Origin of the sequence: Mesorhizobium sp. M7A.F.Ca.CA.004.04.2.1, assembly GCF_004022825.1 — a bacterium.
Lineage (GTDB): Bacteria > Pseudomonadota > Alphaproteobacteria > Rhizobiales > Rhizobiaceae > Mesorhizobium.
Window position 1 is genome coordinate 1 of the sequence record NZ_RZPH01001224.1, and the last position, 1,575, is coordinate 1,575.

Below are 1,575 nucleotides of genomic sequence, written 5' to 3' on the forward strand. Positions count from 1 at the left end.
ATCACACGCTCGGCCAGGCCGCAGGCCTGCTGGTGTGGTCGATCGTGCCAATTGCGCTTGCCTATCACGTTGCGCATTATCTGACGGCGCTGCTCGTCGACGGCCAGTATGCGCTTGCGGCACTGTCCGATCCGTTCGCGCTGGGCTGGAACCTGTTCGGCACCGCCGACATGCAGATCGAGGCCGGCATCGTTGCGGGGGCGGACTCTGCGTGGTGGCTGTGGAATATCCAGGCCGGCGCCATCATCCTGGGCCATGTGCTCGCCGTCCTCGTCGCTCACGGCTTCGCCTGGCGCCTGCACCCACAGCCCTCCCGCGCGGCACTCAGCCAGTTCCCGCTCACCTTGCTGATGATCGCCTACACCGTCTTCGGCCTCTGGTTGCTTGCCACGCCGACTGTCGGATGAGAAAAGGCGACCAGCATGCCTTCGGGGAAAGCCCGCTTGCCACGTCGGGGCTTTGGTGATTTAGTTTGTACACATGCGATTTTTTGCCTCGTTACAGCCAGTCAAAACTCAAAAACAGGGGAACTGCCGTGACTGACAAGAATGGGTTTTTCGATCTCTCCAGATCCACGCTCACCCGCCGCACGGCGCTGAAGGGTCTGGCCGCCGGCGCCGGCCTGGGCCTGGCCCCCGGCTACGTCCGCTATTCCCAGGCGCAGAGTTCGGCGCCGATCAAGATCGGCTTCCAGTCGCACCGCACCGGCATCGGCGCCGCCTATGGCCGCTGGTACGAGAAGACCACGGCTGCCGCGGTCAAGGCGATCAACGCCGCCGGCGGCATCAACGGCCGTCAGGTCGAGGTGATCATCGAGGATGACGGCACCGATCCCGGCCGTGGCGCCGAGGTGGTCGGCAAGTTCGCCACCCAGCACAAGACCGACATCGTCTTCGGCACGCTGTTCTCGCATGTCGTCATTGGCTCTGCGCCCGCCGCCGGCGAAAACAAGATGCCCTATTTCGTCGTCAGCGAAGGCCATCACGTCGCCTCGACAAAGCTGAACCGCTATGTCTTCCAGCCCGGCATCACCGACGTGAAGAGCCAGATCCAGTCGATGGCGCCGTGGATCGCGGCCAATGCCGGCAAGAAGGTGACGCAGATCTTCCCCAATTTCGCTTTCGGCTACGACCATCGCGACTACCTGCCGCCGGCACTGAAGGCGCAAGGCGGCGAGGTCATCGCGCAGATCGCCATCCCGCCGACGGAATCGTCCTTCACCAAATACTTCCCGCAGATCCCGGCCGAGACCGAGGTGATCTACCACGTCATGGTCGGCCCGGCCGTGCTCACTTTCGTCAAGGAGCTCGGCGAATTCTACGGCTCCAACCGACCGCAACTGTTCGGCTTCATCGATTCGCTCGAGGCCACCGACATCAACAGCCCCGGCCTCGAATTCCTCGACGGCAGCCATTTCTGGGAAGGCTCGCCGCGTTATGCGCAGGCCAACGATTCCGAAGCGCAGAAGGCCTACCGCACCGCTGTCGGCATCGATGACAATGGCGCTGCCGTCGGCGATCCCAAGGATGTCTCCACCGCAGCCCACATGTTCGGCTGCTGGGAGACGCTCTATGT

General features: G+C 63.4%; 1 protein-coding gene and 1 pseudogene. Both read left to right on the plus strand.

Annotation, left to right across the window (positions count from 1 at the left end; translation table 11 throughout):
- Positions 1 to 407 (plus strand): annotated as a pseudogene (locus tag EN893_RS33245) (hypothetical protein); the annotation flags it as partial.
- Positions 408 to 535: 128 nt separating this feature from the next.
- Positions 536 to 1,575: ABC transporter substrate-binding protein (locus EN893_RS33250; protein WP_164901357.1), on the plus strand; the 1,040-nt coding region annotated here is incomplete at its 3' end.